Source organism: Marivita sp. (assembly GCF_965656765.1).
GTDB lineage: Bacteria > Pseudomonadota > Alphaproteobacteria > Rhodobacterales > Rhodobacteraceae > Marivita.
On the sequence record NZ_CBFHLV010000001.1, the window covers coordinates 118,679 to 138,962 of the forward strand.

The window sequence follows — 20,284 nt, forward strand, 5'->3', positions numbered from 1 at the left end:
GGTCGAGTGTGTCACTGGTCGCCAAGTTTCATCTCCGGACTGTAAGGTGTGTCGATCTCTTTGGTCACGGCCTGCCCACAGCGCATCACGCCGTTTGCATGGTCAAACGCATATGTGGGGTCGCCGTAAAGCTCCCACCCTTTGCTCAGCGCCAACGAGACCTTGTGGCAAAAGGCCGATGTGTCGTCTTCTGTCAAAAGTCGATAGATTTTCATGACTTACCCCGGGAACGGCCAAACACCGAGGCCAGCGTGAATTGCGGTAATCGCGAGGTACATCACCACCGTGATCACCACGAGAACGACATCCTTCTTCGCCTCACCCGGTTGTGGACGATCCCAAACCGGAACCGCCTTGTTGATTAGAATAACCTCGAGCACGGCCCAGGCCAGCATCCCACCAAACAGGATGATCGACGCCAGATCGCCATTTACCAGCAGATGCGCGACCGCCCAGATCTTGACCGCTGTCAGCTGAGGATGCCGCATCTTGCCACGTAGACGGCCCGTGGTGGCGCTCATGCCAAAGACGAAAAGCGCAAGCACCATCAGCAGGTTATTGATATGCACCATGAAACTGGGCGGATACCAGACATTGATAAACTCGGCCCCGCGATAGCCCCAGATCATAAGGCCAAGGCTAACCAGCAGCAAAACGGCCACGACGCCTTTGCCCTTGTCACCCATTGCCTCACGCTGTTCTGGCGCGACGCGCTTAAAGATGTGGGCTCCAACCCAAATCAGAAGTCCGAGAACTAGAAGACCCATCATGGCTTACCCCGCTTGAATGGTTTCGATTGCCTCTGCTTTTGCCAGTATTTCACGCGCCGTGGCAACGTGAAGGTTCTCGACAATCTTGCCATCGACCACAGCAACGCCCTGACCCCCAGCCTCTGCCTCTTCAAATGCAGCAATCTGGCGGCGCGCAAGGTCGATCTCTTCCGGCGCGGGCGCAAATGCCGTATTGGCAATATCCACTTGCGCCGGATGGATCAAAGTCTTGCCGTCAAAGCCCATATCCCGCCCTTGAGTACATTCGGCTTTCAGCCCGTCATCATCTTTGAACGCGTTATAAACGCCATCGACGATCACCAGCCCCTCGGCCTTGGCCGCCAGCAGGCAGATCGACAGCGACGACAGCAACGGCAAACGATCCGCGCGGAAACGGGTTTGCAATTCCTTGGCAAGGTCGTTGGTCCCCATGACCATCCCCGCCATCTTCGGATGCGCCGCAATCTCGGCGGCGTTCAGCATCCCGCGCGGCGTCTCCATCATTGCCCAGATCGGCAAATCGCCCGTAATTTCGGCCAAGCCATCAAGCTGAGCCGCAGAGTCGACCTTGGGCAGCAAAACCGCGTCGCAATCCATCTGCGCGACCGCCTCGGCATCCGCGCGGCCCCATTCGGTATCCAGACCATTGATCCGCACAATCCGCACCCGGGCACCATAGCCCCCAGTGCCCAGCGCCTCATTTAACGTCGCACGCGCTGCGGGCTTTTCGTCAACCGAAACCGCGTCTTCCAGATCAAAGATGATTGCATCAACTGGCAATCCACGCGCTTTTTCCAATGCCCGGTCTTTTGATCCCGGAATATATAGAACCGAGCGATAAGGGCGGTTGCGCATCTCCATGACGGTCTCCTGAGCGAGTCTTGAGTAATAATGTTGCGCCAGAGAGCTACATTCTTTTGCAAAAACTGCAAGAGCCGATCTGCCGCACCGCAGAAAAAAGTGCTGCACCCGCACTCCGCACGCTGCATTAACCAAATCTATGGCCCCGCGCCGGACGCTTTGCTCATCACAAAGCCGAAAATGGGGAAGGCAATGAAACAGAATTTCTGGAAGATGACGGCACTGGCCATTGGCGCATTGATGGCGTCCTCGACATTCACACAAGCACAGCAGAACTGCGCGACCCGCGATCTGGTGATCGAACGTCTGGCCAGCGCCTTTGGCGAAACGCGCCAGACCATAGGTCTTGGGCAAAACGACACGATGGTCGAAGTGTTTGCGTCCACTGATACAGGCACGTGGACCATCACAGTGACCAATGCCGCCGGTGTCACATGCCTCGTCGCCAGCGGTCAGGCCTTCGAGGTGTTAGCCGAAACCCTCCCCACACCAACCGAGGACGCTTAAGTCAGCGCGTCCCAGATCAATTTGGCTCCGGTGATGCTCAAGAGCACATAGGTCAGGCCAAAAAACACCCGTTCGGGCACAATATGATGCGCCCGAACGCCCAAATACGTTCCCAAAATTGCGAACGGCGCCAGCGCAAGATTAAGCGTGAGCGTTTCAAGCGTGAAAAAGCCCATCGCGGCGTAGATTCCCGCCTTCAGCACATTCATCAACCAAAATACGATGACGGTCGTCGCTTGAAAAGCGGTCTTGCTCAACTTTCGCCCCAGCAAGTAGACCGCCGCGACCGGGCCACCCGCATGGCTGACAAAGCTGGTGAACCCCAACGCCACACCAGCAGAGACTCCAGCAGTGGGCGACATCGGTCGTTCCCCGATCCGCACCCATCCTGCGGCCTGCACCAATTGCCAGATCACAAACGCGACCGAGATCCCGCCGATCAGAAACCGGATCGCGTCATCATCGGCCCAGCCAAAAAACAGCGCACCCAGAAATGTGCCGGGCACACCACCCCAAAGCAAAAGCCGCGTTTCGGGCCAACTCCACTTTTTCCAATAGGCCGGAAGGCTGACCATATCGATCAGCATAAGCAACGGCAGCATGATCCCCAGCGCAATCGCAGGTTCAACCACCAGCGCCAGAATCGACGCGCTCGCAAAGGCCGCGCCTGACCCGAACCCGCCCTTGGAGACCCCTGCAAACACCACTGCAGGCACACCAATTGCAAAAACTGTCCAGCTCAGAACGTCCATTCCAAACCCACTTTCCTAGGGGATATCATTGGCATACCCTGCCCCGGCCCGTTCTACCAGCCGCCACATGCGTCCTCGCCGCACTTGCGAAATAGCACAAGTCGGACTAGCACAGCGCAAATTCAAAACGGACCGGAGACAAAATCCATGGCCAGACCCAAGATTGCCCTTATCGGCGCGGGACAGATCGGTGGCACCCTTGCCCACCTCGTGGCACTTAAAGAACTGGGCGACGTCGTTCTTTTCGACATTGCCGAAGGCACCCCCGAGGGCAAAGCTCTCGACATCGCCGAATCCGGCCCTTCCGAAGGCTTCGATGCGAAGCTCAAGGGCACTCAGGATTATGCCGATATCGCGGGCGCAGACGTCTGCATCGTCACCGCTGGTGTGCCGCGCAAGCCCGGCATGAGCCGCGATGACCTTTTGGGCATCAACCTCAAGGTCATGAAATCCGTTGGCGAAGGCATCGCAGCCAACGCCCCCGACGCATTCGTGATCTGCATCACCAATCCGCTCGATGCAATGGTCTGGGCGTTGCAGCAATTCTCCGGCCTGCCCGCGAAAAAGGTCTGCGGCATGGCTGGCGTTCTCGACAGCGCCCGCTTCCGTCACTTTCTGTCGCTCGAATTCGATGTGTCGATGAAGGACGTCACCGCGTTTGTTCTCGGCGGTCATGGCGACACGATGGTGCCGCTCACTCGCTATTCCACAGTGGCCGGGATCCCTCTGCCCGATCTGGTCAAAATGGGCTGGACCACACAAGACAAGCTGGACGCCATCGTACAGCGCACCCGTGACGGCGGCGCCGAAATCGTTGGTCTGCTGAAAACCGGCTCTGCCTTTTACGCGCCCGCCACATCCGCCATCGAAATGGCCGAAGCATATCTGAAAGACCAAAAGCGCCTACTGCCCTGCGCGGCCTATTGCGACGGTGAGTTCGGCCTTGATGGCTTCTACGTCGGCGTACCTACCATCATCGGTGCAGGCGGCATCGAAAAGGTCGTCGATATTCAGCTGGCAAAAGATGAGCAGGTCATGTTCGACAACTCGGTCAACGCCGTGAAAGGCTTGGTTGAGGCCTGCAAAGGCATCGACGAGAGCCTCGCATGAGCGACCCCGCTCCAGAATCACAACACGCCCCGAGTTTCCTCGGGGCGTTTTTGTTTGCGCAACTCTGATTGGGTAGATGAAGGCCAATGCGGCCCCCATACGGCCCGCTAATCAAAGCGTATCGAGAAATTCAATTGGATCCTGCAGTTCAAAGTTTTCGAAATAGCCGCCGATCCCACTGTCAAAATCCGACAGCTTTTCGTCCATAAACTCATCGACCAAGGCATCGTATTTTTTCGAAAGCATCGTACTGCGCGGGTTCAAGTTGCGGATCAACACCAAACCAGTCGGCGGCGCCGAGGTCACGTCAATCTGCAAATCGGGACGGTAACGCTGCAGGATCAAGAGCGTCTTCCAGACGTCGCCAGTCCACTGACCGTCGTGAAATTCTCGTGTCGCCATATATTCTGTTGTCGGGCAACAATCATGCAGAGCAATGACGCCATCCTTTGACATGTGCTTTTCGGTCTGGATGAAATCGCGAAGCAGATATTCAAACAGGTGCATCCCGTCCAAGAATGCGAAATCAATCTTGATCTTGTTTTGCTTGATGAACCCATCCGCAAAGAACGCGTCGCTGGTTTGCTGGAAAAAGAACATCTGCTTTCCGGCAGGGTTCACCACCGGGAACTTGATCTGGAACTTCGGGTCCACTGCGATCGTGTTGCACTTTGCCAAAGCCAGACTCTTGCCGGTGAACGTACCCACTTCAAGATACCAGTTCGGCTGAAGCTTTTCGTGCAACCGACTAAGCATCCTGAAATATCTCAGCCCACTGATCGCTGGGATCGGCAGATCCTCTGCAACGTCTTTCATGCCCTTTTTCTCCTGTTTTTTTAACCGCAATTGTCTCAGAAACTGCGGCCGCTCAGCGTCTGTCATGAACCCCATGTTCTTTGGTCGACCCAACGCCTGAGAGGCCTTGAAATCTTGGTCACTGGGGCAACGCCAAGCGTCATTTTTAGTGAGGATACCATGTTTCAGGAAAACCTCGTGCAATTTATTGAAATCAAGGGCAACCAGCGCGGCATTATCGGCACGCTCTTGAGGCCAGATCACATCATCGATCACGTCGATGGGAACAACGGAAGCACTCGTAAAACTGCGCAACTGATTGGCAATCAACGGCGGAAAGACGGTGCGGCGCTGCAAGGCATAGACCTGCGCGCTGTCTTTGATTGAGAAAGGCAAAACATGAAACGCCGACCCATCAGCCGCAATCACGACATCAGCATCCCGATATAACGAAAGCTGTTCCATCAAGGTCAGCCGCTCTGGTGACACGATATCGAACCCGGCTTTGGACAGGTTGTCTTCAAGAATATCTTCACACAGATGGCGACCGAATGTTCCTGAAAGTCGGTCACGCGTGATATAAATTTTCCGGCCAAACCTGGACTTCTTCAACTTGGGCACACGCCCTTTGATCCAGTCGGCATAAACTCGCGGTGCATTGCACCAGATCACTTCGCTGAACAGGTCCGGCGCTGTGTACAACGTTTCGATATGCGACGGATGTCGCAAGATCGTATAGTCATTCTCGATCCCAAGCGTATCAAGCAGCGTGCGCAAAAATCCATGTTCTGCTTCGTCGTACATCATCGACACGAACAAAAGCTTAACATCTTTCGGCAATTTTTCGGTGGCCCAAAGCATCCCAAGACTACGCGTGATGACGTGGCCAAACTGCGCCGAGAGAATCCCACAGAACAACCATGCCCCCGGCAGATGTTCTGCATCCTCAAGCGCGGCGTCCCGCACCTCTTTGGTGACAAGCGACGCACGATGGATTGTGCGCATTTCGGTATTGGGCAACGGCTTTCCTGCCGCATCGAACGCACCTGCATGAAAACGCGACCCAGTACGCACACCACGACGGAACGGCACGACAAACGCAGCCGAGTGCCGCTCGATCAAATCAAAGGGCAATTCGGATAGTCCAAGAGGCGATCCGGTATCCGGGCACGTCTCGAAAGCGTGCGTACTCATGTTCATCTTACTGCATCATCCTAGGTGTGCTGCTTATTTCGCGTCTGGCGCATGCAACATCAGTGCCACGGTATGTCGCATAAAGATTCTCCGTCAACTCAGCGCCACATCAAAAGAATCGGGTGTGTCCGCCCTGCAAGGCATGGTGCAACTGCATGCCGATCTCATTTGTGATCACACGATTTTTAGCTGTGATCACAAATGTCGCTTTTTTTGCTTCAGAAGGCTGGTGCGGCAAAAAAACCGTTAAGTCTTCCGCAACCTCCCTCTTATATCGGCGAAAATCGCAGCAATAAACGGGACAGTTGACCGATGAACATCCACGAGTATCAGGCGAAAGCTCTGCTACGCAGCTATGGCGCTCCGGTGTCGGATGGCCGCGTGGTTCTTAAGGCCGAAGAGGCCAAGACCAAGGCAGGCGAAATGGACGGCCCTTTGTGGGTGGTCAAAGCGCAGATCCACGCGGGTGGTCGCGGCAAGGGCACATTCAAGGAAGAAAGTGCTGGCGAAGCCGGTGGCGTCCGTCTTGCCAAGTCGGTGGAAGAAGCCGCCGATGAAGCTCGGAAAATGCTGGGTCGTACTTTGGTCACCAAGCAGACCGGAGATGCTGGCAAGCAGGTCAATCGCATCTATATCGAAGATGGCTCGGGCATCGAGACCGAAATGTACCTCGCGCTGCTGGTTGATCGCCAGACCAGCCGCGTGTCTTTCGTCGCCTCCACCGAAGGCGGCATGGACATCGAAGAAGTCGCTGAAAGCACGCCCGAGAAAATCCTCAGCTTCTCGGTCGATCCGGCCACGGGATACCAAGCCTTCCACGGTCGCCGCATCGCGTTCAACCTTGGCCTCGAGGGCAAGCAGGTGAAGCAATGCGTGGCACTGATGGGCACGCTCTACAAAATGTTCACCGAAAAAGACATGGAGATGCTGGAAATCAATCCGCTGATCGTGTCTGACGCAGGCGATCTGAAATGCCTCGATGCCAAGATGGGCTTTGACGGCAACGCCATCTATCGCCACCCGGAAATCGCCGAACTGCGCGACGAGACCGAAGAAGACCCGAAAGAGCTTGAAGCGTCCAAGTACGACCTCAACTACATCGCTCTGGACGGTGAAATCGGCTGCATGGTGAACGGCGCGGGCCTTGCCATGGCGACGATGGACATCATCAAACTCTACGGGGCCGAACCTGCCAACTTCCTCGACGTAGGCGGGGGTGCTACCAAGGAAAAAGTGACCGAGGCGTTCAAGATCATCACCTCCGATCCACAAGTCAAAGGCATCCTCGTCAACATCTTCGGCGGTATCATGCGCTGTGACGTGATCGCGGAAGGCGTGATCGCTGCCGTGAAAGAGGTCGGTCTCAAAGTGCCATTGGTTGTGCGTCTCGAAGGCACAAACGTCGAACAGGGCAAGGAGATCATCCAGACCTCCGGCCTCGATGTTATCGCCGCCGACGACCTCAAGGACGGTGCCCAGAAGATCGTGAAAGCGGTTACGGGCTGATGATCCGGGCTGGCTGGATAACCGCACTTGCCTGTGTGGCCATTCCCGGCTGGGTCGCTGCCGGACCGTTTGACGATCCGGCAGACGCAGGCGCGTTGATGGGCGAGGCATGTGTCACAACATCTCTCGATTTCGACACGCTCTTCGCATCCGCGCAGGAACGCGCAACCGCCGCTGAGTTGCCGCAGGTGATGGCCTCGGACGAGGCCGCCATGTTTGGCAATCCCGGTGGCGCGCACATAGTGTTCTCGCGCCGGATCGACTCGATGGCTTGCCAGCTCACCATCCCGCCCGATCCCGGAACCGAGGCGTTCTTCACTGCATTAAGAGATACGATGCAGTCACGGATCGACGCGACATACCCCGGTGCGCTTTCGGACGAGATGGACAAACCATCGCCGCACGAGGCCGCACATCAATGGGTCTTCCGCGTCCCAACGGAACGCCATTTCGCCGTCTCGCACAGCTGGATCCGCGACAGAGGGGTCTCCCTCTCGATCGGCTACAGCCAGATTTACGAATAATTCCGCCTCGCGCGGACCGAACGACAGAAGTAGGAGAGCCAACGTGGCCGTACTCATCGACGAAAACACCAAAGTGATCTGCCAGGGCCTCACCGGCAGCCAAGGCACATTCCACACCGAACAGGCCGTCGCCTATGGCACCAAGATGGTCGGCGGCGTGACGCCGGGCAAAGGCGGGATGACGCATCTTGACCTGCCGGTCTTCAACTCGGTCCACGAGGCCAAGCATGTGACGGGCGCCAATGCCTCCGTGATCTACGTGCCGCCGCCCTTCGCGGCGGACTCGATCCTCGAAGCCATCGACGCCGAGATGGAAGTCATCTGCTGCATCACCGAAGGCATCCCGGTCATGGACATGATGAAGGTCAAGCGCGCGCTGGAAGACAGCAAGTCACGTCTGATCGGACCGAACTGCCCTGGTGTCATCACACCCGACGCCTGTAAGATTGGCATCATGCCCGGCCACATCCACAAGCGCGGCACCGTTGGCGTCGTGTCCCGGTCCGGCACGCTCACCTACGAGGCGGTCAAGCAGACCACCGATGTGGGCCTAGGCCAGTCTACCTGCGTGGGCATCGGCGGCGACCCGATCAAAGGCACCGAGCATATCGACGTGCTGGAATGGTTCCTTGCGGATGACGAGACCGAGAGCATCATCATGATCGGCGAAATCGGTGGCTCTGCAGAAGAAGAAGCAGCTGAATTCCTCGCATCCGAAAAGAAAAAGGGCCGCTGGAAGCCGACCGCTGGCTTTATCGCCGGTCGTACCGCCCCTCCGGGCCGCCGCATGGGCCACGCTGGCGCGATTGTTGCAGGCGGCAAAGGTGGCGCCGAAGACAAGATCGAAGCGATGAAATCCGCTGGTATCGTCGTTGCCGAAAGCCCCGCCAGCCTTGGCGAAGCGGTGCTAGAAGCGATCAAAGGCTAAAGCAGGATTTGGCTCTGTGGCCATCCTGCAAAAGAACGGTGAGCCGGGCATATGCCCGGCTTGCGCACAACCAGAAAGCCGCGCGATAGCGGATCACCTGATCCGCTTTCCTGCTGCTTGATCAGACCGGTCGGGAGGACCACAACACATGACGGATCAAAGCCCCAACGATCTCTTCCACGCCTCCAGCTTCATGCAGGGGCATAACGCGGCGTATCTCGAACAGATGTACGCGCGCTATGCGAACGACCCCAACGCGGTCGACGAAGCGTGGCAGGCGTTTTTCAGGCAACTGGGCGACGACGAAGTCAGCGTCAAAAAAGAGGCCACCGGCCCAAGCTGGGCGCGCACCGACTGGCCGCCGCAGCCAAGCGATGACCTGACCGCCGCCCTTGACGGCCAATGGCCCGTGGCACCCGCAGAAGCGAAAAGCGCTGGCGACAAGATCAAGGCCAAGGCGCAAGAGAAAGGCGTCGAAGTCACTGACGACGCGATCCAGCGCGCTGTGCTCGACTCCATCCGCGCCCTGATGATCATCCGCGCATACCGCATCCGGGGTCACCTTGCCGCAGATCTCGACCCATTGGGCATGCGCGAACAGACAGCCCACCCCGAGCTTGATCCGAAATCCTACGGCTTCACAGAGGCCGATATGGATCGCCCGATCTTCATCGACAATGTTCTGGGCCTCCAGATCGCGTCGATGCGCGAGATCCTTGATATCGTGCGCCGCACCTATTGTGGCACCTTCGCGTTGCAGTACATGCACATCTCGGATCCCGAACAGTCCGCATGGCTCAAGGAACGGATCGAAGGCTACGGCAAGGAAGTCGCATTCACCCGCGAAGGCCGCAAGGCGATCCTCAACAAGATGGTCGAGGCCGAAGGTTTTGAGAAATTCCTCCATGTCAAATACATGGGCACCAAGCGTTTTGGCCTTGATGGCGGCGAAAGCCTGATCCCAGCGATGGAGCAGATCATCAAGCGCGGCGGCAACCTGGGCGTTAAGGAAATCGTCATTGGCATGCCGCACCGGGGGCGCTTGTCGGTTTTGGCCAACGTGATGCAGAAACCTTACCGCGCGATCTTCAACGAATTTCAGGGCGGCAGCTTTAAGCCCGAAGATGTCGACGGTTCCGGCGATGTGAAATACCACCTCGGCGCATCATCCGACCGTGAATTCGATGGCAATTCTGTGCACCTGTCGCTGACCGCCAACCCATCGCACCTTGAGGCCGTGAACCCCGTCGTTCTTGGCAAGGTCCGCGCCAAGCAAGATCAGATGGGTGATACGTCCCGTTCGCAGGTCATGCCGATCTTGCTGCACGGCGACGCGGCCTTCGCCGGTCAGGGCGTGGTTGCAGAGTGCTTTGCCCTGTCCGGCCTGCGCGGCCACAAGGCGGGCGGCACGATGCATATCGTTGTGAACAACCAAATCGGCTTTACCACAGCGCCGCACTTCTCCCGCTCCTCACCCTATCCTACGGATAACGCGCTGGTGGTCGAAGCACCAATCTTCCACGTCAACGGCGACGACCCCGAAGCGGTGGTTCACGCCGCCAAGGTAGCCACCGAATTCCGTCAGAAGTTCGGCAAAGACGTGGTTGTCGACATCTTCTGCTACCGCAGATTTGGCCACAACGAGGGAGATGAACCAATGTTCACCAACCCGTTGATGTACAAAAAGATCAAACAGCAAAAGACCACGCTGTCGCTTTACACTGAACGTCTGGTCAAGGACGGCCTGATCCCCGAAGGCGAAATCGAGGATATGAAGGCAGCATTCCAATCGCACCTGAACGAAGAATTCGAAGCCGGGAAAAACTACAAGCCAAACAAGGCTGACTGGCTGGATGGCCGTTGGTCGCATCTGGATCGGCAGGACAAAGACGACTACCAGCGCGGCCAGACTGCGGTGAAACCCGAAACCTTTGATCAGGTAGGTGATGCGCTGACTCGCCTGCCCGACGGGTTCCCGGTGCACAAGACCGTGGATCGCTTGCTCGAGTCTCGCAAAGAAATGTTCGACAAAGGCCAAGGTTTTGACTGGGCCACCGCAGAGGCACTGGCATTCGGGTCGTTGCTCACCGAGGGGTATCCGGTGCGCCTTGCCGGTCAGGACAGCACCCGCGGCACGTTCAGCCAGCGCCATTCGGGTATCGTGAACCAGGAAACCGAAGAGCGCTACTTCCCGCTCAACCATATCCGCGAAGGCCAGTCGCGCTACGAAGTGATCGATTCGGCCCTGTCGGAATACGCAGTGTTGGGTTTCGAATACGGCTACTCATTGGCCGAACCCAACGCGCTTACCCTTTGGGAAGCCCAGTTTGGTGACTTCGCAAACGGCGCGCAGATCATGTTCGACCAGTTCGTCAGCTCGGGTGAATCAAAGTGGCTGCGCATGTCGGGCCTTGTCTGCCTGCTGCCCCACGGATTTGAAGGTCAGGGGCCGGAACATTCGTCCGCGCGCCTTGAACGGTTCTTGCAGATGTGCGGTCAGGACAACTGGATCGTGGCCAACTGCTCGACCCCGGCGAACTACTTTCACATCCTGCGCCGCCAGCTGCACCGGTCGTTCCGCAAGCCGCTGATCCTGATGACGCCAAAATCGCTTCTGCGCCACAAGCTGGCGGTCTCCAAAACCGAGGAATTCACCACCGGGTCCAGCTTCCACCGCGTGTTGTGGGACGATGCGCAATACGGAAACTCGGACACCAAACTGGTCAGCGACGACAAGATCAAACGTGTCGTGATGTGTTCTGGCAAGGTCTACTTTGACCTGCTCGAAGAACGCGATGCGCGCGGTATCGACGACGTCTACATCCTGCGGTTCGAACAGTTTTACCCGTTCCCGGCCATTTCGGCGGTCAAGGAACTCGAACGTTTTCCACAGGCCGCGATGGTCTGGTGTCAGGAAGAACCCAAAAACCAAGGCGCATGGACGTTTATGGAACCAAACCTCGAATGGGTTCTGGGCCGTATCAACGCCACGCACCCGCGCCCCCGCTACGTGGGCCGTGCCACATCGGCCTCGCCTGCGACAGGTCTGGCCAGCCAACACAAAGCACAGCAAGCCGCGCTCGTAAACGATGCGCTGACGATCGAAGGGAACTAAGACATGACAACCGAAGTGCGAGTGCCCACCTTGGGTGAATCCGTGACAGAAGCCACGGTCGCCACATGGTTCAAAAAGCCGGGCGACAGCGTCGCCGTGGATGAAATGCTGTGCGAGCTGGAAACAGACAAGGTGACGGTCGAAGTGCCATCGCCCGCTGCTGGCACGTTAGCCGATATCGTTGCTGGCGAAGGTGACACCGTCGGTGTCGATGCTCTGCTGGCCAACATCTCGGAAGGTGGCGAAGCGGCCGCCAGCCCAGCCAAATCCCAAGCCCCTGCCGAGGCCGCAGCCGCGCCTTCGGGCAGCAGCGATAACAAGACCGTCGATGTGATGGTCCCAACGCTTGGCGAATCTGTCTCCGAGGCGACTGTCTCGACCTGGTTCAAAAAGGTCGGCGATACCGTCGCGCAAGACGAAATGCTCTGTGAGCTGGAAACCGACAAGGTCTCCGTCGAAGTTCCCGCGCCGAGCGCCGGTGTCCTGTCTGAAATCCTCGCCGCCGAAGGCAGCACCGTCGAAGCTGGTGGCAAGCTGGGTGTGATCGGTGGCAGTGCAGGCGCCGCCGCAAGCGTACCCGGCAGCGATGCCGCAGGTGGCGAACAATATACCACGCCAGATGCAGGCGACGGTCGCCCCGGGTCCGACGTCGAAGACGCCCCTTCGGCCAAGAAAGCCATGGCCGAAGCCGGTGTAAGCCGCGATCAGGTTCAGGGCTCGGGCCGCGATGGCCGGGTGATGAAAGAAGACGTTGCCAAAGCGGTTGCCGCGGCGTCCAGCACACCTGCTGCCCAGACATCCGCTCCGACCTCGGCCCCACGTGCACCGGTCAGCGCCGATGACGCTGCGCGCGAGGAACGGGTCAAGATGACCCGCCTGCGCCAAACCATCGCCCGCCGGCTTAAGGACGCGCAAAACACCGCCGCGATCCTGACCACCTATAACGAGGTGGACATGACCGAAACGATGGCTCTGCGCAAAGAGTACAAAGACCTCTTTGAGAAGAAGCACGGTGTCCGCCTTGGCTTCATGTCCTTCTTCACCAAGGCCTGCTGCCACGCGCTGCGCGAAGTGCCCGAAGTCAATGCCGAGATCGATGGCACCGACATCGTCTACAAGAACTTCGTCCACATGGGCGTCGCCGCAGGCACGCCGCAGGGTCTCGTGGTTCCGGTCATCCGCGACGCAGATCAGATGAGCTTTGCCGAGATCGAAAAGGCGATCGCCGAAAAAGGCCGCCGCGCCCGGGATGGCAAGCTGTCGATGGCAGAAATGCAGGGCGGCACGTTCACTGTCTCGAACGGCGGTGTCTACGGATCGCTGATGTCCTCGCCGATCCTCAACCCGCCACAGTCGGGTATCCTTGGCATGCACAAGATCCAGGATCGCCCGATGGTCATCAACGGAGAGATCAAGATCCGCCCGATGATGTATCTGGCCCTCAGCTACGACCACCGCATCGTCGACGGCAAAGGTGCCGTGACCTTCCTCGTCCGCGTGAAAGAAGCGCTCGAGGATCCGCGCCGGTTGCTGATGGATCTGTGACGCTCTTGACGGTGAAGAAAGATGATTGGCCGCGCGCGCATAGTAGTCAAAAGTGGAGCACTTGCTCTTGTGGCACTCAGCGCGTGGTCATTCACTGACAAACCGCCTTCGGTATCCACAGGTTTTCCATCTTCCATGCTAACTTGGCTAAAGGCTGAAACAGAGGACCTATCACCTCGGATCATTGACAGCCGCATAGACTGGGTCTGCGTCATTCCGGCCTACCAAACCCTGGGCGACGGTCTTTCTGATCTCGGGATCGTTGAGGACCTACCTCTCTATATCCCAGATGGAACATTCGCGATGGTATTGACCTTTGAAGACGAAACTCTGGAATACGCGATGATTGACTTTATGACGTATGACGTGATGACTTCGGAAAATCGGTGTCACTCGGCTGATCACATTTTATCAATTCGTGCGGAAGCGGGGACAAGAAGCAGAGAACTCCTGTTTCGTCTACCAACGGGATCGACCGAATGACCCCCGAACTCACCGCCCTCACCCTCGCCGCGCTGCTGCAAGTGCTGCAATTCGCGGCTTACTCCGTCACCGCCCAAATGCAGGTTGGTACCAAGAAGGCGCTCAGCCCGCGTGACACGCCGGTGCAACTCACCGGCAAAGCTGGCCGCCTGCAACGCGCGATGAACAACCATTTCGAAGGGCTGATCCTGTTCGGCATCGCCGTCATGGTCATCACCTATTCCGGCCAGAACACCGAAAGCACAGCACTGGCCTGCGTACTCTACCTCGCCGCACGGGTGCTCTACGTGCCCGCATACGTGTTTGGTTGGGTGCCTTGGCGGTCGCTGATCTGGGCAGTTGGTTTCGTTGCCACGCTCTACCTGCTACTCAGCGCACTTATGTAGCTTCATCTTGCCCATAAACTCCGGGGGAGTCGCCGGAACGGCGACGGGGGCAGCGCCCCCTGCCCCACCCAATACAAAGGACACCGCAAAATGGCACAATACGACGTCATCGTCATCGGCTCCGGCCCCGGCGGCTATGTGGCCGCGATCCGCTGCGCACAGCTGGGCCTGAAAACCGCCTGCGTCGAAGGCCGCGAGACTTTGGGCGGCACCTGTCTGAACGTCGGCTGTATCCCCTCCAAGGCGCTGCTGCATGCAAGCCATCAGCTACACGAAGCGGAACACAACTTCGCCAAGATGGGCCTTAAAGGCAAAAGCCCCTCCGTCGACTGGAAACAGATGCTTGCCTACAAAGACGACGTGATCAGCCAGAACACCAAGGGCATCGAGTTCCTGTTCAAGAAGAACAAGATCGACTGGCTCAAAGGCTGGGGCTCCATTCCCGAAGCGGGCAAAGTCAAGGTCGGGGACGACGTCCACGAGGCCAAAAACATCATCGTGGCCTCTGGGTCTGAGGCGAGCAGCCTGCCAGGGATCGAGATCGACGAGAAAGTCGTCGTGACCTCGACCGGCGCACTGGAATTGCCGAAGATCCCCAAGAAAATGATCGTGATCGGTGCCGGTGTGATTGGGTTGGAACTGGGCTCGGTCTATAGACGTCTGGGCACTGAGGTCGAGGTCATTGAATTCCTCGACGCCATCACACCAGGCATGGATGGCGAGGTTCAAAAAGCATTCCAGAAGCTGTTGCAGAAACAGGGACTGAAATTCACGCTTGGAGCGGCGGTTCAATCGGTCGACGCGAGCAAATCCAAGGCGAAAGTCACGTACAAGCTGCGCAAGGATGACAGCGAACACACGATGGACGCGGATGTGGTGCTCGTTTCGACCGGTCGCCGTCCCTATACTGATGGGCTAGGCCTTGATGCGCTGGGGATCGAGATGTCCCAGCGCGGCCAGATCAAAACCGATGCGCACTGGCAGACCAATGTCAAAGGCGTCTATGCCATTGGCGATTGCATCGACGGACCGATGTTGGCCCACAAAGCCGAAGACGAAGGCATGGCCTGCGCCGAGGTGATCGCGGGCAAGGCAGGGCATGTGAATTACGGCGTCATTCCGGGCGTGATCTACACCCACCCCGAGGTGGCAAATGTTGGCCAGACCGAGGAACAGCTCAAAGAAGCGGGCCGCAACTACAAGGTTGGCAAGTTCAGCTTCATGGGCAATGGCCGCGCGAAAGCTAACTTTGCCGCCGACGGGTTTGTGAAGATCCTCGCGGACAAGGACACCGACCGCATTCTGGGCGCGCATATCATCGGCCCGATGGCAGGCGACCTGATCCACGAGATCTGTGTGGCGATGGAATTCGGCGCGTCGGCCGAAGATCTGGCGCTGACCTGCCACGCACACCCAACGTATTCCGAAGCTGTGCGCGAAGCGGCATTGGCCTGTGGTGACGGCCCGATCCACATGTGATCAGACACAACAGCGCAGGAAGCCTTTTCAAAAGGCTTCCTGCAAGCGCGTTTAAACGCACATTGCGACGCGGTTTCAAAACCGCGTTTCAAAGGCTTATCACTGAGCCTTTCCAATCTCTGAAAGAAGCGGCGCCGCCCCATTGGGCTGACGGTCTTCCGAAATATCGGGGATCGCTCCCCGGACCTGTGCCCGTCTCCGGGCTTTCGTGAAACCGGTTTCTCAAGGTCGGCGCGTCACCGCCAGTTCGGAAAACCATCATATCAATCGCGGTGTGGGAGTGACCCTCTCCGCTCGTTGCGCAACGTGGGCAAACCCTGCCGATCACGCGTTAAGGATTGGGAAACGAAGCGTTCGAAGCGTTCACCACATCCGCGGAATGGCATTCACCTCGTAATTTGCGTCATACTCCTCTCCACCGATTGCACCATCAGTCATGTCGGCCAGAATTTCACCCACCGTTGGCAGACCTTCGGGCACCGGTGCGCCTTCCCAAAGGCCCGACCGCATCAGCGCCTTAGCGCATTGAGTAAAGACCTCAGTCACTTCGGTAACGATCACCGTCGCTGGCTGTTTGGTCTTTTTTTGGAATGTCGCGCGGAGGTCAGCGTCATCGGTGATCCACGCTTTTCCATTCACCCGCACAGTTGTTTTGGTGCCCGGAATCATGAAAAGGAACGCGATGCGCGGATCGTCGATCAGGTCGCGCAGTGCGTCCAGCCGGTTGTTGCCTTGCCAATCAGGCAGCAGGATCGTTTTAGGATCGGCCACACGGACCACCGGGTCAATATCGCCGCGCGGTGTGCCGTGAGTGCCATTCGGACCAGCGGTCGAGATCACGCAGAACCGGGCAGCCTCGACCCAACGACGATAGCTGGGTGTCAGGTGATCGGCCACTTTGCTCAGCGATGCTGGCACAGGCGCGGCATAGAGCGCTTCCAAGGCGTCGATCGTGTCAATGCGGCGCATGAAATCCCGCCTCCTCGTTCAGTTTGTTGGACGCGGTTTCGATCCGGGTTTCCAACAGTTTGAGAAACTCATTTCGCGAAAGACCCGGCGCGATCGGTTCAAGAAATTCGACCACCGCCGTGCCCTGTTTGCGGTAAATGCCGCGCTTGGGCCAGAAGAGGCCAACATTCGCAGCCACAGGGACAACGGGTTGGCCCAATTGTTCATAAAGCACTGCCGTGCCGATCTTGTAGGGTGCCTTGACCCCCGGCGCGATGCGCGTGCCTTGCGGGTAAATGATCAACTGACCGGGTGTGGCGGTGCCATTGTGTACAGCATCGACCATCTGCTTGATCGCGGCACCGCGCTTGCCCCGATCCACGGGGATACACCCGATGCGCAAACCGTATTGGCCCACGATGGGCGCGTACATCAAGATGCGCTTCATAATGAACTTGCCAGCAGGCAAGGCAGAAAAGACCATGAACACATCCAAAAAGCTTTGATGCTTGGACGCGACGATGCATTCATAGTCAGGTGGTGTGCCCCGAATTTCAGTCTTGAGACCGATCATCCAAGGCGCGGCCCAGCGCACATAACGGCACACGTTCATACACCCGGCGCGCGCACCTTTGCGCGACACGAGCGCCCATGGAAACAGGCCAAGTCCGACCACCGCGATGGCGACATAAACGGAAATGACAAAGATCAGGGATCGCACCCATTGGATTGCGTATGCCATCAGGCCAAATCCTCTAACACGCGGCCCGCTGCGTAACGCGTGGCCAGAAACGCGACCAGACCCGACAACGGTGGGATCATCACCACCCACAGCCAACCGATACCCTGAATGCTCAGGTCTGTCAGGAAACCGCCGTTTTCGCGCCCCGAGGGCACCAGAACCAAGGCGACAATGCCAATCAACGTGCCCATTGCTGCACCGGTCAGGGCGCGTAGCGCAAAGCGGCGGACAAAGGCGCTGGCGATATAGGTGTCTTTGGCACCGACCAGTCGCAGCACCGCGATCACCTGTGCATTCGCAGCAAGGGCGGCATTGGCCGCAAGCGTGACCATCGCCGCAGAGGCCGCCGCGATCAATAGGATCGACGCCCAACCCAACAGCCGCAACCGCCCTGCCGCGTCGATCAACGGACGGCGCCAACGGGCGTGATCATCCAGAACCGCAGCGGGTGCTTCGGCGGCAAGTCGCAGCCTCAGACCAGCGGAATCGTAGCCCTCGTCGGTTTCGGTGATGTCGATCAGTTGCGGCAGGGGCAGATCTTCGATTGGCAAGTCAGCCCCGAACCACGGGGTGAGAAGTTCGCGCTGTTCCTCAAGCGTCAACGCGCGTGCGTCCACAACGCCCGGTGTGGTACGCAAGACGCGCAGCGCCGCTTCGGTCTGGGTCGCGACCTCGCCCGCAGGGGCCGAGATGCGCAGCGTCGAGGATTGAGCCAATTCGTTCCCCCAGCGATCCGCAACACGACCGGCCGCCAGTGACAGCGCTAAGGCAAAAACGGCCAGGAATGCCATTGCAAACGAACTGAAAAGCGTCAGCCGTGCGGTAAAGCCCGTCGGAGGAACAACACGATCCGCACGTTCATCGAATTGCAGCATCTTGGCCGTGGCGCGCAAATCGAAGTTCACAGGTCCGCCCCCGCCATCTGCAACCGCCGGTTCGAGATCCGCAGCACACGGGTTTGCACCTGTGCCTTGGCCGCGCGGATCAGGCCCAAATCATGGGTGGCGATCAGGATCGTTTTGCCCATGCGGTTCAGCTCGACCAGCAAAGTCAGCAAGCGTTGCGACATTTCCCAGTCGATATTGCCAGTCGGTTCATCCGCCAAGATCACATCAGGTGACATGATCACCGCACGCGCCAATGCAGCCCGCTGACGTTCCCCACCCGACAGTTCAGGCGGCAAAGCGGAAGAGCGCGAGGTCAGTCCAACCCATGCCAGCAATTCCTTGAGATTGGCCTCGGCGCCATCGGGGTCTTGGCCCGACACCGTAAGCGGCAGCGCCACGTTTTCAGTGACCGGCAGGTGGTCCAGGAACTGGCAATCCTGGTGCACCACACCGACCTTGCGGCGCAGGTCGGCCACCTCATCACGCCCCAACCCGCGCACATCGCGGTCGAACAGGCGCACATGGCCAGCTGTTGCCTGAAGCGCGCCGTAGCACAGTTTGAGGAATGTCGTTTTGCCAGACCCGGACGGCCCGGTGAGAAAATGAAATGACCCCGGCGCAACAGTCAGCGTCATGTCCGTCAACAACTCTCCGCCGCCATAACTGTAGGCCACATTTTCCAACTCGATCACGGCGGTCTTGTCCCTGCCTTTAGTTCCGCGTTGTTGTGCCTGAGCATCGTGCCGGTTTCAATGCGGCTGAGGTGTCACAATGGGCTTTTACAAGCGGAAAGGCGCGCCTATGATGCATTAAAACGAAGAGTTACAAGGTTGGCCGCAAAATCAAGGCCATCCGGATGGGGGCAACGGGCAAAATGCGGCTGACATGTCCAAGTTGCGGGGCACAATACGAAGTACCCGATGATGTCATTCCCGAAGACGGTCGGGATGTTCAATGCTCCAATTGTGGGAACACGTGGTTTCAGGAACAAGACACAAGCGCCAGCCCCGAAGCGCTGGCGGCCGAAGCCGCAGCGCCTAAAGATGCGGTTTGGCATCCCGAGGTGGAAAGCGACATCGAGGACCGACCGTCTATCAACACCGAAGCCGCGCCCGGAAGCTCTGCCCCACCCGCGCCGCCCAAGCGCCGCGAACTTGATCCAAGCGTCGCCGACATTCTGCGCGAAGAGGCCGAGCTAGAGGCCCGTGTCCGCGAATCCGAGGGTGGATCGCTCGAAGAGCAACCGGATTTGGGGCTGCAGGAACCTGAAGACGAAGCCGCAAAACGCGCGCGTCAGGCACAGGAACGGATGCGCAAGCTGCGCGGCGAAGACCCGCAAGCGGCATCCGAGGTTGCGGCTGCTGCCGCGATCACGGATCGCCCGAAATCCCGGCGCGACATGCTGCCTGACGTGGAAGAAATCAATCAAACCCTGCGGGCATCGACCGAACGGCGCGAAGTGCGGTCTGTTCAGGCCGAACTTGAGGAAGAGGAAGAACCAAGCGGCGGTTTTGGACGTGGCTTTATCTATACCATCCTTATCTTTGCAATTGCCGCCGCCCTCTATGTTTATGCTCCGCAACTGGCCGAAGCTGTTCCGCAACTCAAAGCCCCGCTTGAGATATATGTGACGATGGTTGATCAGCTACGGTCTTGGCTTGACGGACAGGTTACAACCGTCATGCAAATGATTAACGGCACCCCGGCCGAGGCACCACCAACCGACGGTTCCTGAATCGCTGCCAATTTTGG

The 20,284-nt window shown here is 58.2% G+C and carries 20 protein-coding genes; 11 read left to right on the plus strand and 9 right to left on the minus strand.

The features are described 5' to 3' along the window. Positions 1-11: 11 nt before the first annotated feature. From ACTG4M_RS00610 to ACTG4M_RS00620, 3 genes are read right to left on the minus strand one after another with little or no spacing between them, the layout of a single operon-like run. Positions 12-215 carry a DUF1737 domain-containing protein gene (locus ACTG4M_RS00610; RefSeq protein WP_439121689.1) on the minus strand — a complete coding sequence of 68 codons (204 nt, stop codon included), beginning with the start codon at positions 213-215 and terminating at the stop codon, positions 12-14. 3 nt (positions 216-218) lie between these two features. Further along, a complete protein-coding gene (locus ACTG4M_RS00615; RefSeq protein WP_439121752.1) occupies positions 219-767 on the minus strand; it encodes an NnrU family protein in 549 nt (182 codons plus the stop codon). A 6-nt stretch (positions 768-773) separates the two neighbouring features. Further along, a complete protein-coding gene (locus ACTG4M_RS00620; RefSeq protein ID WP_439121690.1) occupies positions 774-1,631 on the minus strand; it encodes an HpcH/HpaI aldolase/citrate lyase family protein in 858 nt (285 codons plus the stop codon). A gap of 192 nt (positions 1,632-1,823) precedes the next feature. Here ACTG4M_RS00620 and ACTG4M_RS00625 point away from each other — a divergent pair, with 192 nt between their 5' ends. After that, complete coding sequence (locus ACTG4M_RS00625; protein ID WP_439121691.1) at positions 1,824-2,138, plus strand: hypothetical protein; 315 nt, start codon at positions 1,824-1,826, stop codon at positions 2,136-2,138. Here the strand turns inward: ACTG4M_RS00625 and ACTG4M_RS00630 are convergent. Continuing rightward, positions 2,135-2,890 (minus strand): sulfite exporter TauE/SafE family protein, encoded by a 756-nt coding sequence (locus ACTG4M_RS00630; protein WP_439121692.1) that lies wholly within the window; start codon positions 2,888-2,890, stop codon positions 2,135-2,137. The genes ACTG4M_RS00625 and ACTG4M_RS00630 overlap by 4 nt on opposite strands. Before the next feature lie 147 nt (positions 2,891-3,037). Here ACTG4M_RS00630 and mdh point away from each other — a divergent pair, with 147 nt between their 5' ends. Beyond that, on the plus strand, positions 3,038-4,000 hold the full coding sequence (gene mdh / locus ACTG4M_RS00635; RefSeq protein ID WP_439121693.1) for a malate dehydrogenase: 963 nt from the start codon (positions 3,038-3,040) through the stop codon (positions 3,998-4,000). Between the two features lie 111 nt (positions 4,001-4,111). On the opposite strand, the gene ACTG4M_RS00640 is transcribed toward mdh, so the two are convergent. Next, positions 4,112-5,989: a glycosyltransferase 61 family protein gene (locus ACTG4M_RS00640; protein WP_439121694.1), complete on the minus strand. Its 1,878-nt coding sequence runs from the start codon at positions 5,987-5,989 to the stop codon at positions 4,112-4,114. 312 nt (positions 5,990-6,301) lie between these two features. Between ACTG4M_RS00640 and sucC the strand changes: the two genes are divergently transcribed. The 8 genes from sucC (at position 6,302) to lpdA (ending at position 15,955) form a co-directional block, all read left to right on the plus strand. Further along, complete coding sequence (gene sucC / locus ACTG4M_RS00645) at positions 6,302-7,495, plus strand: ADP-forming succinate--CoA ligase subunit beta (RefSeq protein ID WP_439121695.1); 1,194 nt, start codon at positions 6,302-6,304, stop codon at positions 7,493-7,495. After that, positions 7,495-8,019, plus strand: a complete 525-nt coding sequence (locus ACTG4M_RS00650; RefSeq protein WP_439121696.1) for a hypothetical protein — start codon at positions 7,495-7,497, stop codon at positions 8,017-8,019. The genes sucC and ACTG4M_RS00650 overlap by 1 nt, the downstream gene beginning before the upstream one ends. 43 nt (positions 8,020-8,062) lie before the next feature. Beyond that, positions 8,063-8,947, plus strand: coding sequence for a succinate--CoA ligase subunit alpha (gene sucD / locus ACTG4M_RS00655; protein WP_439121697.1), 885 nt, complete (start codon positions 8,063-8,065; stop codon positions 8,945-8,947). A 148-nt stretch (positions 8,948-9,095) separates the two neighbouring features. Continuing rightward, positions 9,096-12,062: a 2-oxoglutarate dehydrogenase E1 component gene (locus ACTG4M_RS00660; RefSeq protein WP_439121698.1), complete on the plus strand. Its 2,967-nt coding sequence runs from the start codon at positions 9,096-9,098 to the stop codon at positions 12,060-12,062. A 3-nt stretch (positions 12,063-12,065) separates the two neighbouring features. Beyond that, positions 12,066-13,607, plus strand: a complete 1,542-nt coding sequence (odhB, locus tag ACTG4M_RS00665) for a 2-oxoglutarate dehydrogenase complex dihydrolipoyllysine-residue succinyltransferase (protein ID WP_439121699.1) — start codon at positions 12,066-12,068, stop codon at positions 13,605-13,607. 135 nt (positions 13,608-13,742) lie between these two features. Continuing rightward, a complete protein-coding gene (locus ACTG4M_RS00670; protein ID WP_439121700.1) occupies positions 13,743-14,090 on the plus strand; it encodes a hypothetical protein in 348 nt (115 codons plus the stop codon). Next, positions 14,087-14,476, plus strand: coding sequence for an MAPEG family protein (locus ACTG4M_RS00675; protein WP_439121701.1), 390 nt, complete (start codon positions 14,087-14,089; stop codon positions 14,474-14,476). The genes ACTG4M_RS00670 and ACTG4M_RS00675 overlap by 4 nt, the downstream gene beginning before the upstream one ends. A gap of 90 nt (positions 14,477-14,566) precedes the next feature. Next, the gene (gene lpdA, locus ACTG4M_RS00680) at positions 14,567-15,955 is read left to right on the plus strand and encodes a dihydrolipoyl dehydrogenase (RefSeq protein ID WP_439121702.1); all 1,389 of its coding nucleotides are present in this window, start codon (positions 14,567-14,569) and stop codon (positions 15,953-15,955) included. Positions 15,956-16,318: 363 nt separating this feature from the next. Here lpdA and ACTG4M_RS00685 read toward each other — a convergent pair whose 3' ends face one another. The 4 genes from ACTG4M_RS00685 to ACTG4M_RS00700 are packed head-to-tail and all read right to left on the minus strand — an operon-like array spanning position 16,319 to position 19,224. Next, on the minus strand, positions 16,319-16,924 hold the full coding sequence (locus ACTG4M_RS00685) for an MSMEG_1061 family FMN-dependent PPOX-type flavoprotein (protein WP_439121703.1): 606 nt from the start codon (positions 16,922-16,924) through the stop codon (positions 16,319-16,321). Then, on the minus strand, positions 16,911-17,645 hold the full coding sequence (locus ACTG4M_RS00690; RefSeq protein WP_439121704.1) for a lysophospholipid acyltransferase family protein: 735 nt from the start codon (positions 17,643-17,645) through the stop codon (positions 16,911-16,913). The genes ACTG4M_RS00685 and ACTG4M_RS00690 overlap by 14 nt, the downstream gene beginning before the upstream one ends. Next, a complete protein-coding gene (locus ACTG4M_RS00695) occupies positions 17,645-18,520 on the minus strand; it encodes a cell division protein FtsX (RefSeq protein ID WP_439121753.1) in 876 nt (291 codons plus the stop codon). Before ACTG4M_RS00695 ends, ACTG4M_RS00690 begins: the two co-directional genes overlap by 1 nt. A gap of 26 nt (positions 18,521-18,546) precedes the next feature. After that, positions 18,547-19,224: a cell division ATP-binding protein FtsE gene (locus ACTG4M_RS00700; protein WP_439121705.1), complete on the minus strand. Its 678-nt coding sequence runs from the start codon at positions 19,222-19,224 to the stop codon at positions 18,547-18,549. Between the two features lie 182 nt (positions 19,225-19,406). Here ACTG4M_RS00700 and ACTG4M_RS00705 point away from each other — a divergent pair, with 182 nt between their 5' ends. Then, complete coding sequence (locus ACTG4M_RS00705; RefSeq protein ID WP_439121706.1) at positions 19,407-20,267, plus strand: zinc-ribbon domain-containing protein; 861 nt, start codon at positions 19,407-19,409, stop codon at positions 20,265-20,267. The last annotated feature ends 17 nt before the right edge of the window (positions 20,268-20,284 follow it).

Coding starts and splice junctions, on each gene's coding strand:
- sucC (WP_439121695.1), top strand. CDS start 6,302: ATGAACATCCACGAGTATCAGGCGAAAGCTCTGCTACGCAGCTATGGC.
- ACTG4M_RS00685 (WP_439121703.1), bottom strand. CDS start 16,924: ATGCGCCGCATTGACACGATCGACGCCTTGGAAGCGCTCTATGCCGCG.
- ACTG4M_RS00670 (WP_439121700.1), top strand. CDS start 13,743: ATGCTAACTTGGCTAAAGGCTGAAACAGAGGACCTATCACCTCGGATC.
- odhB (WP_439121699.1), top strand. CDS start 12,066: ATGACAACCGAAGTGCGAGTGCCCACCTTGGGTGAATCCGTGACAGAA.
- ACTG4M_RS00675 (WP_439121701.1), top strand. CDS start 14,087: ATGACCCCCGAACTCACCGCCCTCACCCTCGCCGCGCTGCTGCAAGTG.
- ACTG4M_RS00695 (WP_439121753.1), bottom strand. CDS start 18,520: ATGCTGCAATTCGATGAACGTGCGGATCGTGTTGTTCCTCCGACGGGC.
- mdh (WP_439121693.1), top strand. CDS start 3,038: ATGGCCAGACCCAAGATTGCCCTTATCGGCGCGGGACAGATCGGTGGC.
- ACTG4M_RS00660 (WP_439121698.1), top strand. CDS start 9,096: ATGACGGATCAAAGCCCCAACGATCTCTTCCACGCCTCCAGCTTCATG.
- ACTG4M_RS00705 (WP_439121706.1), top strand. CDS start 19,407: ATGCGGCTGACATGTCCAAGTTGCGGGGCACAATACGAAGTACCCGAT.
- ACTG4M_RS00625 (WP_439121691.1), top strand. CDS start 1,824: ATGAAACAGAATTTCTGGAAGATGACGGCACTGGCCATTGGCGCATTG.
- ACTG4M_RS00690 (WP_439121704.1), bottom strand. CDS start 17,645: ATGGCATACGCAATCCAATGGGTGCGATCCCTGATCTTTGTCATTTCC.
- ACTG4M_RS00650 (WP_439121696.1), top strand. CDS start 7,495: ATGATCCGGGCTGGCTGGATAACCGCACTTGCCTGTGTGGCCATTCCC.
- ACTG4M_RS00640 (WP_439121694.1), bottom strand. CDS start 5,989: ATGAGTACGCACGCTTTCGAGACGTGCCCGGATACCGGATCGCCTCTT.
- ACTG4M_RS00620 (WP_439121690.1), bottom strand. CDS start 1,631: ATGGAGATGCGCAACCGCCCTTATCGCTCGGTTCTATATATTCCGGGA.
- lpdA (WP_439121702.1), top strand. CDS start 14,567: ATGGCACAATACGACGTCATCGTCATCGGCTCCGGCCCCGGCGGCTAT.
- ACTG4M_RS00630 (WP_439121692.1), bottom strand. CDS start 2,890: ATGGACGTTCTGAGCTGGACAGTTTTTGCAATTGGTGTGCCTGCAGTG.
- ACTG4M_RS00610 (WP_439121689.1), bottom strand. CDS start 215: ATGAAAATCTATCGACTTTTGACAGAAGACGACACATCGGCCTTTTGC.
- ACTG4M_RS00615 (WP_439121752.1), bottom strand. CDS start 767: ATGGGTCTTCTAGTTCTCGGACTTCTGATTTGGGTTGGAGCCCACATC.